Source organism: Robertmurraya sp. FSL W8-0741, from assembly GCF_038004005.1.
GTDB lineage: Bacteria > Bacillota > Bacilli > Bacillales > Cytobacillaceae > Robertmurraya > Robertmurraya siralis.
This window is the reverse complement of record NZ_JBBOQG010000001.1, coordinates 2,362,453-2,376,040: the sequence shown is the minus strand read 5'-3', so window position 1 is coordinate 2,376,040 and position 13,588 is coordinate 2,362,453. Positions and strand designations below refer to the sequence as shown.

Annotated in this window: 20 protein-coding genes; 7 read left to right on the top strand and 13 right to left on the bottom strand. The window is 36.8% G+C overall.

What is annotated here, in order from left to right:
* Positions 1–24: 24 nt before the first annotated feature.
* The gene (locus NST02_RS11555; protein ID WP_095306411.1) at positions 25–801 is read right to left on the bottom strand and encodes an SDR family oxidoreductase; all 777 of its coding nucleotides are present in this window, start codon (positions 799–801) and stop codon (positions 25–27) included.
* A gap of 247 nt (positions 802–1,048) precedes the next feature.
* Between NST02_RS11555 and NST02_RS11550 the strand changes: the two genes are divergently transcribed.
* Positions 1,049–1,522, top strand: coding sequence for an Hsp20/alpha crystallin family protein (locus NST02_RS11550; protein ID WP_095306397.1), 474 nt, complete (start codon positions 1,049–1,051; stop codon positions 1,520–1,522).
* Positions 1,523–1,579: 57 nt separating this feature from the next.
* On the opposite strand, the gene NST02_RS11545 is transcribed toward NST02_RS11550, so the two are convergent.
* Positions 1,580–2,068 carry a FixH family protein gene (locus NST02_RS11545; protein WP_340949049.1) on the bottom strand — a complete coding sequence of 163 codons (489 nt, stop codon included), beginning with the start codon at positions 2,066–2,068 and terminating at the stop codon, positions 1,580–1,582.
* Positions 2,069–2,215: 147 nt separating this feature from the next.
* Positions 2,216–2,488, bottom strand: coding sequence for a hypothetical protein (locus NST02_RS11540; RefSeq protein ID WP_137743122.1), 273 nt, complete (start codon positions 2,486–2,488; stop codon positions 2,216–2,218).
* 234 nt (positions 2,489–2,722) lie between these two features.
* Here NST02_RS11540 and NST02_RS11535 point away from each other — a divergent pair, with 234 nt between their 5' ends.
* Positions 2,723–2,971 carry a DNA alkylation repair protein gene (locus NST02_RS11535; RefSeq protein ID WP_095306400.1) on the top strand — a complete coding sequence of 83 codons (249 nt, stop codon included), beginning with the start codon at positions 2,723–2,725 and terminating at the stop codon, positions 2,969–2,971.
* 244 nt (positions 2,972–3,215) lie between these two features.
* Here NST02_RS11535 and NST02_RS11530 read toward each other — a convergent pair whose 3' ends face one another.
* From NST02_RS11530 to deoD, 5 genes are all read right to left on the bottom strand, one after another.
* The gene (locus tag NST02_RS11530; RefSeq protein WP_095306401.1) at positions 3,216–4,061 is read right to left on the bottom strand and encodes a hypothetical protein; all 846 of its coding nucleotides are present in this window, start codon (positions 4,059–4,061) and stop codon (positions 3,216–3,218) included.
* 65 nt (positions 4,062–4,126) lie between these two features.
* Entirely contained in the window at positions 4,127–4,525 is a 399-nt protein-coding gene (locus tag NST02_RS11525; protein WP_095306402.1) for a hypothetical protein, read from the bottom strand.
* 318 nt (positions 4,526–4,843) lie between these two features.
* Complete coding sequence (locus tag NST02_RS11520) at positions 4,844–6,325, bottom strand: lmo1851 family serine protease (protein WP_170211216.1); 1,482 nt, start codon at positions 6,323–6,325, stop codon at positions 4,844–4,846.
* A gap of 189 nt (positions 6,326–6,514) precedes the next feature.
* Positions 6,515–7,360: a M15 family metallopeptidase gene (locus NST02_RS11515; protein ID WP_095306404.1), complete on the bottom strand. Its 846-nt coding sequence runs from the start codon at positions 7,358–7,360 to the stop codon at positions 6,515–6,517.
* A 133-nt stretch (positions 7,361–7,493) separates the two neighbouring features.
* Positions 7,494–8,195, bottom strand: a complete 702-nt coding sequence (deoD, locus tag NST02_RS11510) for a purine-nucleoside phosphorylase (protein ID WP_095306405.1) — start codon at positions 8,193–8,195, stop codon at positions 7,494–7,496.
* Between the two features lie 168 nt (positions 8,196–8,363).
* On the opposite strand from deoD, the gene NST02_RS11505 reads away from it, so the two are divergent.
* Together NST02_RS11505 and NST02_RS11500 are read left to right on the top strand one after the other, a co-directional pair.
* Positions 8,364–8,492: a hypothetical protein gene (locus tag NST02_RS11505; RefSeq protein WP_268951564.1), complete on the top strand. Its 129-nt coding sequence runs from the start codon at positions 8,364–8,366 to the stop codon at positions 8,490–8,492.
* Between the two features lie 16 nt (positions 8,493–8,508).
* On the top strand, positions 8,509–8,637 hold the full coding sequence (locus tag NST02_RS11500) for a hypothetical protein (protein WP_095306406.1): 129 nt from the start codon (positions 8,509–8,511) through the stop codon (positions 8,635–8,637).
* A gap of 112 nt (positions 8,638–8,749) precedes the next feature.
* Here NST02_RS11500 and NST02_RS11495 read toward each other — a convergent pair whose 3' ends face one another.
* Positions 8,750–8,923, bottom strand: coding sequence for a YozD family protein (locus NST02_RS11495; protein ID WP_095306407.1), 174 nt, complete (start codon positions 8,921–8,923; stop codon positions 8,750–8,752).
* Between the two features lie 153 nt (positions 8,924–9,076).
* On the opposite strand from NST02_RS11495, the gene NST02_RS11490 reads away from it, so the two are divergent.
* On the top strand, positions 9,077–9,235 hold the full coding sequence (locus tag NST02_RS11490; RefSeq protein WP_170211217.1) for a hypothetical protein: 159 nt from the start codon (positions 9,077–9,079) through the stop codon (positions 9,233–9,235).
* A 12-nt stretch (positions 9,236–9,247) separates the two neighbouring features.
* On the opposite strand, the gene NST02_RS11485 is transcribed toward NST02_RS11490, so the two are convergent.
* On the bottom strand, positions 9,248–9,940 hold the full coding sequence (locus tag NST02_RS11485; protein WP_137743125.1) for a hypothetical protein: 693 nt from the start codon (positions 9,938–9,940) through the stop codon (positions 9,248–9,250).
* A 203-nt stretch (positions 9,941–10,143) separates the two neighbouring features.
* Here NST02_RS11485 and NST02_RS11480 point away from each other — a divergent pair, with 203 nt between their 5' ends.
* A complete protein-coding gene (locus tag NST02_RS11480) occupies positions 10,144–10,554 on the top strand; it encodes a ClpX C4-type zinc finger protein (RefSeq protein WP_095306412.1) in 411 nt (136 codons plus the stop codon).
* Positions 10,555–10,606: 52 nt separating this feature from the next.
* Here NST02_RS11480 and NST02_RS11475 read toward each other — a convergent pair whose 3' ends face one another.
* Positions 10,607–10,828 (bottom strand): YozE family protein, encoded by a 222-nt coding sequence (locus NST02_RS11475; RefSeq protein WP_170943513.1) that lies wholly within the window; start codon positions 10,826–10,828, stop codon positions 10,607–10,609.
* 348 nt (positions 10,829–11,176) lie between these two features.
* On the opposite strand from NST02_RS11475, the gene NST02_RS11470 reads away from it, so the two are divergent.
* A complete protein-coding gene (locus NST02_RS11470) occupies positions 11,177–11,521 on the top strand; it encodes a hypothetical protein (protein ID WP_095306414.1) in 345 nt (114 codons plus the stop codon).
* Between the two features lie 230 nt (positions 11,522–11,751).
* On the opposite strand, the gene NST02_RS11465 is transcribed toward NST02_RS11470, so the two are convergent.
* Together NST02_RS11465 and ablA are read right to left on the bottom strand one after the other, a co-directional pair.
* Positions 11,752–12,036, bottom strand: a complete 285-nt coding sequence (locus NST02_RS11465) for a YokU family protein (RefSeq protein ID WP_137743126.1) — start codon at positions 12,034–12,036, stop codon at positions 11,752–11,754.
* Between the two features lies 1 nt (position 12,037).
* Positions 12,038–13,453 carry a lysine 2,3-aminomutase gene (gene ablA / locus NST02_RS11460; RefSeq protein WP_137743127.1) on the bottom strand — a complete coding sequence of 472 codons (1,416 nt, stop codon included), beginning with the start codon at positions 13,451–13,453 and terminating at the stop codon, positions 12,038–12,040.
* Between the last annotated feature and the right edge of the window lie 135 nt (positions 13,454–13,588).

The following is a 13,588-nucleotide window of genomic DNA, read 5'->3' as shown; positions in this document are numbered from 1 at the left end:
ATCACATGGATGCCTTCATCACAGCTAAAAGTTGACATGCTTTACTTTTCCAAGAACATCTTTTGCTCCTGTAATGGGGATAATCCCTCCTGTGATAAAACTAGATTCCTCCATTACTAAAAAAGAGATTACCCTTGAAATGTCTTGGCCTGTACCGGGGCGTCCAATTGGCGTATCCTTGTCAAATACATCAAGGGCATCGCCGATTCCTCTCTCTTTCCACTCACCTGTAATATCACCTGGACAAACCATATTTACGGTAATACCATTTTCCGCTTCTTCTAACGCTATTGTTTTTGTTAAAGAAGCCAGTCCCGTTTTAGCCGCTGCAAAAGCGGAGCGATACATCCATCCTGGTGCCGATTCAACTCGATCAAAACCAACAGTCACGATGCGCCCCCATTTTTGCTCCCTCATTTTCGGAATTAACGATTTTGATAAATAAAATACTGCATTTAAATTCCCGTTTATTATGTAATTCCATTCTTCAAAAGTGTACTCAACCATCTCTTTTCGCTTATGCATATAAGGGCCAGCATTATGAATAAGGATATCAATGGTCGGAGAAAAATTCAGAGCGGTTTCCACCAGCTTTATGCAATCTTCTTCTCTCGTAAGATCACCCTGTACGATAATGTTCTTTATTCCGTATGAATGTAACTCATTTGCAAGCTCTTTCGCCTGTTCTTCACTGCTTCGGAAATTAATAACCAGGTTAACTCCACTTCCGGCGAGCTCCAACGCCGTTCTTTTCCCGATTCCCGTTGCTCCACCGGTTATTAAGGCGGTTTTTTGTTTCAAAATGACTAACCTCACAATATGAATATACTTTATATAAGTTCCTTTCATGGTGCAATTCATGAATGGAACCTACCTCTATACTAAAAAGAAATTGAAAGATATGCAAACATTCCGTCCATTTCTTTGCAACTTTGTATTCTCTACACTGTGAAAAAAATAACCCATCCCATTTTTTTGCATACGATGATATTGTACTCTACTGGCAAAAAATGATCTTTATCGCTCTTAAGCGGAAAGGAAGAACCAAATGTTTCCATGGAATTTAACTCCGTTTAATAAAGATACAATAAAAAAACTACAGCAAATGCAACCAGAAGAAATTGAAAAGTATGTAAATGAAATGCTCGGGAAAATGATGCCAGCAGAAATGCAAGAGATGAATTTTACAAAAGGAAGTAATCCGTTTAATATCTCTGCACAACCAACTACTCAGAAGTTCAATCAACTGGAAGCAAATGTATTTGAAACGCATGATGATGTGTATGTTATCATCCGAGTCAAAAATAAAAATAGCGTTCATAATATGCGAATATTCCATACTTCCAATCAACTTATCATTGAGCATTTTCCCGAAGCTGAGGATAAACATACCATTACGCTTCCAGCGATTGTGAAGAGAAAAGGTGCGAGGGCCTCTTATAAAGAAGGGACCCTCGAAATTAAACTGCCAAAATCAATCCATTTACAATATACAGAGATTGATATTCGCGAATATGAGTGATTGCCGGGAATGTTCAATTGTTGGTCTAAAAACCACTAACTAATTAGAATGACTCGATCATTCCCCTTCATGACCATCTTCACTATGGTCAGCTGAATTTTCATCCTCTGAATGATTCATATGAGTAGAGGAAGGAGACTCTTCTGGTTCACTTGCTTCACCGATAACAAATTCTTTTTTCGGCATATTATGCATATCTCTAGCTGTGACATGTGATATAACATAATAAGTTCCCTCTTCTGAAAAAGTTTTCTCGAGACGGTAAATCCCCTTTTCTGCATGTTCTATTTCAACCTTTTCATGCTCTTCGTCATGGGCTCGCCATATCTCAAATGTAACTTCATTGGCATCTGTTACGTCTTCATCGCCATAGGTAACTTTTGCTTCAATCGTTACTGCCTCTCCTGGTTCAGCTTTTTCTGGTGCTACGGTGAGCTTAACATCTAAGATTGGAAGCTCATTCTCTTCATTTTTCTCTTCAGAACATGCATTAAGCAGAATAGCGATCATAAAAAAAGCCATGAAACCAATAAATTTTTTTTGCATTATGTATTTCTCCCCTATTCGAAAATTTTCAACTGTACTTACTTAAGCATTCATACCCATTATATCGTTCAAAAAAAAGGAATCTGTGAACGAATAGTGAACTTTTATCAAAAAATCGGCAAAATGGACAAAATAGCAACTTATGTCCTACTGCCCTTCGTGTTCTTCCATCACCTTAATATGTAACGCAATAAGTTGCGTTTTTATGTCTTCACAAAGCGAAGAACGATTGATTCTTTTTATCGCAAAGTAAAATTTTTCATGAAGCCCTTTACGAATTCGGGGATGCGAATTTGCATCGTCAAGCTCCCTGCGAATAGCATCCAATAAAGTATTCTTACTATCTTTTTCGACTTGTAAAACACGATTATTCCAAAGGGAACGATATTGTCTTAATAGTTCATCATAATTGAAAACCACTTTCCATCCCCCTTTTTAAACAAAAGTGATTATTACGGAGCAAGAAAGGTTATCGTATGTCTGTATCGATTCTGGGCAAAATAAAATAAAGACATTGCTAAGTGAATTGACGTATCGATTTCTTGCTTTCCATCAAGTTTAATCATATCCAAAGCTATCATATTTACCAAGGTCAGGGACAACTCGAACAATAGATATTTAACTATAACATAGCCCAATGAAAGGAGAATGTAAATGAATTCACCTTATTGTTGTCCAAATTGCAAGACAAACCGAAGTCGTTTCAATGTTATTAAACAGGAACCACAGTATGTAAAAATGGATCCACGGACTGGTAACGTATTAGAAGAGTATGAAAGTGAACAATTGAGCCCCTTCCATTTAGCATATAGTGGTCCAGACATTCGTGTTCAATGTGCGGCATGCGGCTTAATTGAAGATGAACTCACCTTCATTAAATTTGGTGAGAAAAATAACGCTTGAAAAAACGGAATCGCTCAGATTGTCGACAAAAGGTAGTGCGAAGCCCTTCTCGCTACCTTTTGTCATTTTTTTGTTTAGGAATGGTGGGAAAAAGGCTGATTTCCGCTCCGAGCGCTTGCTTTCCGGGGGGCGGGGGGTGAGCTCGGCCCCGCCCGCGAAAAATATTATAAAATTAAATAGACCGTAGACAAACTCGAAATTCTCGAGTTAGTCTACGGTCTGAACGCATGAAAAAACTCAGGCGCTATTTTTTCTTTAATTCTACAATCCCATCTTCAAAAAAATCTTCTACAAATCGCCGCGCATCAATTTTCCAACCTTCCGATGGCAAAAATCTAAATAAATGAATCTCTCCATGACTATTTTTTCCTCCAACATCCGCACTATACCAGTCAAGCTCAATTGGCACTGAAAGCTGCAATTGAGAAACAAGGTCTTCATCTGGGAGCTGAGGCATATTTTTAATCATGATCATTTCTACTTTTGATAAGGATTTTCCCCATGTTAAATTCTGAATCGTCACCATATCAATAATTTCTTCGTCATCTTCTTTAATGCCTGTAATAAATGCACTAATTACCTCATGCGGGTTTGCCGTTTGCAAATGTTCGTATATTCTCCCCGCCGCTTTAAAAATCATTAATTTATGAGATAAATCCATACTATTGCTCCGATGAGTCGTACTTCCGTAAAAATGGATGCAAAAATGACCGGGAAAATTATTTTTCAGCGCTCCTGCTCCATGCGGCATTCCATGCATAGAAGCTGCAATTTGTTGACCCTTATATAAAACGATAATTGCCCTTCGTTTCCAGCTCCATTGACCTTGATAAATTTCTTTCATGATTTTCGTATCACTTCTTGTTAATGGTTGTACATCTGCATGCCTGTTGCCTGCACGTCTTTGAACATTAAATTCCATTCCAGTTATGACGTCACGTACTGTGAACTTCGTATACTTTGGCAGCAGAGGATTTACCTGATCCCATGGAATTAATTCAATTTCATTCGGCATATGTTTTTCAGCCGATACATGACGCTGTCCCCCAATAATCATAAGTAGTAAAATCAGTACCTTAAAGGTTTTCATAATCACTCACTCATTTTCAAAATTTACATATTGTGAGTTTTCCCCTTTTGAACTAAGAGCATGCATCAAGAATGATTATCTTCAACTTTCTCCTCCAGCATTTCTTCGATAATTAACAAAATTTTGCGCTTTATCCCTTTAATGTCATAGTCAGTAAAATAGCCGATTTTTTGAAAAAGATCCATTTTGCAGCGCCAAATTGGAATATAAGCATTAGGATAATATTCTTCATCTTTTTCAATGCCAACCTCTATAAATGATTGATAATCATCATCATATATATCGGAGGATTTTGCCATCTTCCCTTTAATTGTCCGAGTAAATTCAATTAATAATTGAAGATCGTAGTTCTGAAACTTCTTTTGATACTTATTTTCAAAGTAAGCACAAACTTTTTCACACTCTTTTTCAAATTCGACAATTTTTTCTTTAAACTGATCATCGAAATTTACAACTTGTTGCAAATCATCACCTACTATTACTTGCTCTTTCTCTAAAAAGTCATTTTAGCCTATTTCGTACCCGCTTACAAATATTTTACAAAAATGTTTTGTCTAAATGAAAAAACCCTCCATATTTGGAGGGCTCCGAGTAAAGACAAAGCTCAAAAATATTAGACGGCAGTTACCTTCAGGCTGATTGAAAACGTTTGTCTTTCGAGGCGCGAAGCCTTGGGAAGAGCGGAGTTACCATAGTAGGTAATGAGCACTGGACAAGGTGAAGCAACAAAGAAAGCGAGCGTTTGTCAATAGCCTGAACCCTCCATATTTGGAGGGCTCCGATTATAGTTGTTCTTTTAATAATTCAACTGCTTTTTGGATTTGCGTATCATTCTCGTTAATAAGCTCTCGCAACTTTTCCATAAGTCTTAAAGAAGTTTCACCTGTTAAAATTCCCGTTGCTTCCAATTGTTGTTCCTTTTGGAATTCGATTACGGCAGCTTCAGTCTTATCATCGAAGAAGCCATCTTCACGGCCTGGATCATATCCAAGTGCCTTTAACATCGACTGCGCAGATTTCACTTGAGCAGATGAACTAGAAAGCTGCAATTCATCATTCGGGTTTAAGATCGTCAATGTTGAATATTCAGGCAATGCCACTTCGTAGTCAGGACTGATCCCTTTTTCATGAATCCAGTTACCCTTTGGCGTTAACCATTTCTCTGTAGTAAATTTAATGTTTGAACCATCGGCAAAGTCTTGTGCTCTTTGTACAGTTCCTTTCCCAAATGATTTTTCTCCAACTAACGGCACTTCTGCTGATTCACTAACTGCTGCTGCAAGAATTTCCGAAGCACTCGCACTTCCTTTATCAATGACGACAACTAATGGGACAGACGCGTTATTCTTATTATTTGACTTTACCTGTTCAATATTGCCATCCCTGTCCTCAACTTGGAATAAAATATCTCCTTCCGGAACAAAAAGATTAGAAATAGCGATTGCTTGATCCAATAGTCCACCAGGGTTTTGTCGCAAATCTAAAACTAATCCCTTCATACCCTGATTTTGCAATTCGTTTAAAGTTTCAATCAATTCCTTTGATGTATTTTCAGAGAATGATGTGATTTGGATTTTTGCAATTTCTTCATCAATCATTTCACCATATACTGTCTCAATCGGGATTGTATCACGGACAATTGTGATCATTAAATGATCTTCAATGCCAGGTCGCTCTATTTCTAACTCAACCTTTGAGCCCTTTTCTCCTCTAATTAGCATAACCGCCTCAGTAGAACTCATGCCTTGAATACTTTCCCCATCTACTGATAGAACCTTATCCTCTGGACGAATGCCAGCTTTTTCTGCTGGGGAGCCCTTCAAAGGTGAGACAATGACAATATTGCCATCCCGTTCTTGTATTTCAGCACCGATTCCTTCAAATGAGGAGGAAATACTTTGATGAAAGTTCGCCGCCTCCTCTTCATTCATATAATCAGAGTAAGGATCATCCAATGATTCAACCATTCCGTTAATTGCACCATTTACTAATGTATTTTCATCCACTTCTTTATAGTAGCTTTTCTTTATCGTATCGAAAGCTGTATACAGCTTTTCAAATTCTTTTCTCTCACTTATCACCGGTACTGCCTTTTCATCACCAAAGGCAAGTGCAAATGTTGTAATACCTGCTGATAAAAACACAACGAAGAACAAGAGCATGACGAAATGAAACTTTTTCATCTGAATGAACCCCGAATGGGAATGGTTTTCATTCGACTCTTTATTCAATTCTTCATTTTCCAATATTGTCACCACTTTCATTTCCTTAGAATCCACGCGCCTAGGGCACTGCAACAGCTTAAAAAACCCTTTACTATCTAGCATAACATTTAAATCAATAAATTTACAAAGAAAAAAGTGGGTGAAATTAAAACGAACATTGTTTTTATTTTCCCCCTTTTCGATATTCAATTATTATATAAAGAAAATATGAACAAATTGTGACTTGATTTAAATTTTCTCGACAAGATTAAAATACTCTTCTAATGTTAAGCCTTTTTCAAACATGGCAGTGGCTACTTCAATTCCGACATAGCGAAAATGCCAAGGCTCATATTGATAACCGGTTATTTCTTCTTTTCCTTTCGGGTATCGCAGTATAAAACCAAACTTATGTGCATTTTCAGCTAACCACTTGCCTTCCTTCGTTTCCTCAAATTTCTCAATTAACTCAAGGTTAATACTTCTACTTGATATATCCATCGCTAATCCAGTTTGATGTTCACTGGTCCCCGGTATTGCTACAACAGTTGCGGCAGCTTGTTCACCGACCTGATTTGCTTTTATGTCAAATAAATCGGCTTGACGATCATAAGAACGATAACCGGAAACGGCAAAAATCTCTATTTTAGCTTTTTCTGCTGCCTTAAACAATAACTCAAGATGTTCCGCTGCCTCTTTTCTCATATAACTTTTTTCAATGTCAATATCCCCAAAAGAAAAAGGCACCTTTGGTCGCACCAAGTCCTCTGGAGCATAATGATCCGGAAGAGCAAATTCTTTATTAACTAGAGCCATTATATTCAATGGATTTTGAATAACTAATTTCCCATCAACCTCTTTGATCTCATTAAAAAATTGCGACTCCAGAGTTAGGCTTTCGGTTGTTGCCTCTTCTTCCTCTTCCTCTTTCTTCTCTCCTGCATTTTCTGCCATTTCTTCGTTCTCCTCAACTCGATGTCCCCCATCGCTTTGGTTCATAAACGGGATTTTATTGACGAGGGCATCAAATTGACTACAACCACTTATAAGTAGAATGCTGCATAACATGTATAAAGTTAATATATTTTTTTTCATAGTAACCACCAATGCTTCAATGAATTAATTCTTCAAACTAAAGACAAATTTATTTTACATGATTGCTCGCTGAATAAAAAGGCAGCTTCACACACAAACACAGTGAAGCTGCATCTGAACTTCTTAGAAGGCTTTACTTTATTGCTGCTTCAAGAGAAACCTCAATCATTTCGTTAAAGGTCGTTTGTCTCTCCTGAGCAGTTGTCTCCTCCCCAGTTAATAAATGATCACTAACAGTTAAAACGGAGAGTGCATTTCGGGCAAATTTAGCCGCCAATGTATACAGTGCAGCTGTTTCCATTTCAATAGCAAGAATTTGATACTTGGCCCATTTTTCATGATCCGCATTATCATTGTAGAACATATCTGCCGTAAATACATTGCCCACTTTAAGATTTAATCCCTTTTCAAGACCGACATCATATGCTTTTTTTAATAGCTCGAAATTCGCTGTTGGGGCATAATCAATTCCACCAAACGTTATGCGATTCATTTGAGAATCAGTAGAAGCCGTCATGGCTAATATAACATCTCTCACTTTTACATCCTTTTGAATCGCTCCACATGTACCAACTCTTATTAAGTTTTGTACATTATAGCTTTGCATCAGCTCATTAACATAAATGGAAATGGAAGGAACCCCCATGCCTGTTCCTTGTACAGATACGCGCTTACCTTTATATGTTCCAGTGTATCCAAACATATTACGCACTTCATTATAGCAAACAGGATTTTCTAAAAAAGTTTCCGCTATGTATTTTGCCCTTAACGGATCACCTGGTAATAAGACTGTCTCAGCAATTTCATTTTCCTTTGCACCAATATGTACGCTCATGAAAAATCCTCCTTAACCTTTATGAAAAATAAGTATAACATGTACACCAGCTTTCTTGTCCTATTATAGCGTTAATTTTATTGTTTGTAGAGTCATGATTTTTCAATACGAATGATTCAATTTTGATTGGGGAAAAATAAGACGAATGTTATAAAGGAGGAATGCTTCTTGCCTAAAGAAAAAATGAGTAAAAAGCTTGAGCAAGCCGTACAGCATGCAAATGAAACAAATCCGTCCTCGAGATCAAATACAGAGCCTCATACATCCTTAACAATTAAAAAACAGCATAAAAAATAAGCCGAAGGAGGCTATCATGGGTAAAAAACATAGAAGTCGCATTAATCAACCGAAAAAGAACAATCATATTCCCGCTGAGCAGATCGTTGCTGAACAAGAAGCGCATGAGAAGGAATATCGAGCAAAAGATCGAAAAAATACTTAATGATTAAAAACTTCCTTTTGTATTTCTCACCTTGAATGTAAAATGAGAAAGGACTGTTTTTAACAGCCCTTTCTCATTTATTGCATATTTTTTCGTCAGATCATTTCCTCACTCATATGTCTTCTACTTCTTCATCAATAATGCATTTAGCTAACAAATATTCAAAAGTAATATCTGCAAGCTCTTCCACTTCTCCATCCGAAGGAGCGTATCCTCTCCTTAGTAATTCTTGGAAGAAAAACTCTGCAATTTCATCAGTATCAATAAATACTTCAATTTCCTTCACAGAATCGCCCCCTTTGTACAAAATGTATGATGACAATATCCCTTTCATTCTTATTTAACTAGAATTTTCCGTATGACTACAACCTTCCTCTTTAATTCTTGGTCATATTTCTATATTGGACAAGCATAGAATGAAAAAAAGGAGGCTTTTAAAATGATGAATATTTCAAAAGCATTTGAGACGTGGAGAAAAGATTTGAATGAGGACAACAGCTTGACATTGCGCTTTTTTGCAAAAATAACCTCATGGCAATTTAAATTTACTTTGTTGTTAGGTATACCTATTCTCTTAAATTTATTATTCTTTCTTTAAGTGTGATCGTGGCTATTGATGAAGCGAGCGGGAATTCCCTACAATTAGCTTCAGTTTTCGCACTACCATTCTCATTATTTGCTTGTATTCCTCGTCTTGAAAGAACTCATAGAGTAGCAGATAATCATTATAAATATCCAACAATGCATCAATCAGTTGACTTCGCTCTTTTCGCTCTTCAAGAAACTGTTTTTCTGCCTTTCGATATAATGATGTTGTACTTTGTGACTCTAATGGTTTCTTTTTATTGGCGAAAAATAAAAGACCCGACTTTTGAATGAACATCTCTGCGTTTTCTGCATCAGCCACTAAGGTCAATTCTTCATCACCCGCTTCAAGCCATTCTCCATCTTTTATTCTTGCCAGCTCATAAATTACATCTTCCCATGCATCTTCTTTATATCTCCAAATCTCCGTTCTGAAACCAACTATTTTAAACAAATCAGAACCGTATCCTTTAACTTGGACAAGATCTCCAATGAAATAGCGATACTCGATATCAATTCGCTCTTTTTCAGTAATGTTGCCTTCATATTCGGATAAATTTTGGAGACTGGATTCCATAAACAAACCTTCACTCCCGTTTATTCCATAAACATGCATACCATCAAGCCATTTAACATCTGTCACCTTTCCAACCGTACCGTAAATCGTGATCACGACTGTATCACCGACCTTAAATTTTGGTTTTTTCTTTTCTTTCATTGCCTCCATCTCCCACATGATGAGTCGTGAATTAGTTACGGTATTATATGCTCAATAAAAGCAAACCGTACTTTAGGTAAATATCATAAGAATCAATAATTCCCCCGATTTTTTTAAAAAAAAGCAGGATAATTAATTATTTTAAAGAATATATATATAGAATGTATACAAATGTATACATATTATAAAGGAGGTTTTCATTTATGGAACAAGATTTTCGTAAAAAAACATTTCGTGGAGCAAAAATTGAAGACATTATTTCAGAATTAGAGAAATTAAGTAGTTTATGTGATGAAAAATCACGAAATAGCGAGGAATTAACTAGACAACGTTTTTATGAAGGAATGGCTATAGCCTATACGACGGTCGCAGTAAAAATGAAAAATGATTTTGATTATATTGAACCTAAATTAATTGACGAGCTTTATAACGCTTTAGAAAAAACCTCAATGCCCAATAGCAGTAGTGATTTGTCCCATATAGACAATTGTTCATTCTGTGGAAGAAGTAAGCAAGAGGTAGGAGAGTTAGCCCTTGGCCCTGGAGTATCCATCTGTAAAGAATGTTTAGAATTTGGTTCAGAAGTAATCAATTCTCCTTCTGTCGACGGCTGAAAAATAAGGAACCAGCTTTAAGCTGGTTCCTTATTTTTCAGCATATATTATCTCATCTCTTTTCAGTAGAAAGGTAAATCTCCCATGCCTCATCAAATACAACCATGCTTGTTAAATAATGACCGTTTAACTCTAAATAATTACTTAATTCATCGTAATCCTCACTGTTTTTAGGAAAACTATGATCTTCATATGCAGCATTGGCGAAAAGGTTGATGTCATTTTGCGGCTTCGGATGACGATATTTCATTAAAAAATGATAGAACGATTTCAACATCAATTTGCTATCTCCTTTTTTGCTTCAATTTTGTCTATTACTATAGCTAATTACAAGCAATTCGTCCATAAAAAAGGAGCAGTTAGAAAATGACCAAACATACACTTAAACGCAGGGGAATTAACAGAGCTTTCACATTAAAAGAAAGGAGCTCATTTTGGCCTTCCAACCAGAATGAGATCGCAGCTTCAACATATGGTTTAATTCGTTCTGCACTGTAATGAACGAGCATGGAATTGTTGCGATGCTAAAGCATGACAAAGTTAAATTTGTTGATTAAGATCACATAATTGTTTTGCATAAAGGCAAAAATTATAGAAACTAAAATATTGGAGATTGCCTTTTATGTTGTTACTTGCTCTCTTGTTAATGACAAGCGGATTACTAATTATTAATGCTGTTTACGCTTACCATACGAAGCACATCGACTCACATTTCTTATCTACTTTACTATATTATCTAAAAATATTTCCCCTCTTCCTTTCCGCAAGCATGATGATAGGGTATGGTGTTAAATTTCTAACAAAAACCGTTAATAACCTAAGCTTTTCCCTTATCGTTTCTAAAGGGTTGGAAGTCTTGGTCAGCGTCGCCATTGGTTACATATTTTTAAAAGAGGTTCCTAGTTGGCGTACTGCAGTTGGTTTAAGCGTCATATTATTTGGTTTTTGGATTTTAAAAGGAAAATAAAAACTTTAACGTTGATTCCTGCTCTTACACTTACTTTGCAAGAGCGTTGATCCTAGCCACACTGACGCTCCTGGCTCATAAGTCAAGCGAAATAGGCTTTGTGGTAGCATTACTGCTGTTTCACTTTACTTCTTAAAAGAAGGAGAAGGGAGGATGGATAAACATACAACAGCATACTATAATAATGATGGCACCCATTTCTGAGTGCCATAACAAGTCAAGAACATATATTAAGAAGTGAAGTCAAAGTAATTCTTTTTTAATAACCTTGGTTTTTCCATTAAATCTTTAAAAGTGATAATATCCTCTAAGTTCTTTGTATTAATTAAATAGAGTTGATCTTCTATTTCCTTCACTACCGATTCATCCTGATAGACCATTCCACAAGCTCGACAAACGATAGTCGGTGTTTTCCTTATTTCAATAGCCTTCGTTCCATCTGGCAATTCCCAATAAACTGATTGCTCATCTGTACGAACTTCATTGCTTTCACACCAAGCACAATTTCCCACGATGCTATGCCTCCTTTGTTTCTACATCCACTTTCTGATATTTATCCTGCTGCGCACGGTACTTTTTCTCCTTTAATAAATCGCGTTTTTCCCTCTGATTCTTTAGTGAAGCATGTGTGGGATCACTTTCATACTGTTCACGACGGTGCAATCTTTCAATCCCTTCTGGTATAAGGTTAAATTGTTGATCATTCATTAAGGCAGAGACTCCAATATTTGACCTTTTTTCCTCCATTTCTGGATAAATCTCTTTAAAATATTCTTCAGCCGTGCCTGGAGTATAGGACTCTGGTTCAGGGTAGGTTGTTATAACTCCTTCAAAGTTTCGAAGTACAACCTTATTTGCACTTTGTGAAATTAAATAATTGGGCTGAAGCGAAATCTTTCCACCACCCCCGGGAGCATCAACGACAAAGGTCGGAACTGCATAGCCCGATGTATGTCCTCTTAAGCCTTCAATAATTTCTAACCCCTTTGAAATTGGAGCTCTGAAATGGCCAATTCCTTCTGATAAATCACATTGATAAATATAATACGGACGAACGCGAATCTTCACTAAATCGTGCATTAATTTTTTCATGATTGGAACACTGTCATTGATTCCAGCTAAAATCACAGATTGATTTCCAACTGGCACACCTGCATTGGCGAGCATTTCGCATGCACGCTTAGAATCTTCCGTTATTTCAATCGATGTGTTGAAATGAGTGTTCAACCAAATCGGATGATACTTTTTTAAAATATTGCATAAGTTTTCCGTAATTCGCTGAGGAAAAACGACTGGAGCTCGAGTTCCAATCCGGATAATCTCCACATGATCAATGTCACGCAAATTCTTCAAAATATATTCTAAAATCGTATCGTTAATAAGGAGTCCATCACCGCCAGAAATAAGGACATCTCTCACCTCAGTATTATTGCGGATATAATTGATGGCATTGTCAAGCTGCTTCTTTGGAACGCCCATCCCAATTTGTCCGGAGAATCTTCGTCTCGTACAGTAGCGGCAATACATCGAACATTGATTCGTAACAAGAAAAAGAACGCGATCTGGATATCTGTGTGTTAATCCTGGTACTGGAGAATCTTCATCTTCATGGAGCGGATCCTCTAAATCATATTTCGTCTTATAGATTTCTTTTGAAACTGGTACTGATTGCATGCGAATGGGACAACGAGGATCATCGGGATTCATCAATGATGCATAATAAGGGGTAATATTTAAGGGAATGGTTTTTGTAGAGATCTTTACTCCCTCTTCTTCTTCCGGTGTTAATTGAATCACCTTTTTTAAATCGTCTAGCGTTCGAATTGTATTCGTTAATTGCCACAACCAATCATTCCACTGCTCTTCGGAGACATCCCTCCAAAGCTCTATATCCTGCCAATGCCTTTTCGGCTTATACAATTCATGCTTCACACTTTTTCCCCCTTAAATCATATTTATTATAATTTATGCAATATTCATGCCAAAGTAATAATATAAGGGGAAGAAAGGCGCCGGAATATTCATATGCAGCCTGCTTGTCTCCCATGCTGTAAAATGCCTTCTTTT